This window comes from Brevibacterium sp. SIMBA_078 (assembly GCF_046534565.1).
In the GTDB taxonomy this organism is placed as follows: domain Bacteria; phylum Actinomycetota; class Actinomycetes; order Actinomycetales; family Brevibacteriaceae; genus Brevibacterium.
Window position 1 is genome coordinate 1 of record NZ_JAWRYQ010000179.1, and the last position, 276, is coordinate 276.

The window sequence follows — 276 nt, forward strand, 5'->3', positions numbered from 1 at the left end:
CCCGAGGCCGTTGCGGAGGTTCTGCAGTCGTTTTGGCCCTAGGGCGCGACGCCGCCGTCTCGGCGGAAGCGCTCGACCCACTCTTGGCTTCTGGGGTCATCTATACGGGCAACATCGGGCTCCACACTGTCCGCGACCTGAGGTGGTAAATTAAGTTGCTCCAAGATGTCTCGTATCTGCGTTTGTGGAGCGTCTGATAGAGTTTCATATGTCACGGTAAATGGCGCGACACCTTGCATGTTGAACCACGCTTGCCAGTTCTGATCCCATTCCGTG

General features: G+C 57.2%; 1 protein-coding gene. It reads right to left on the reverse strand.

Annotation, left to right across the window (positions count from 1 at the left end):
* Positions 1-38: 38 nt before the first annotated feature.
* Positions 39-276, reverse strand: a 238-nt coding sequence (locus tag SB749_RS19350; protein WP_410711735.1) for a Stf0 family sulfotransferase, incomplete at its 5' end; no start/stop codon positions are given.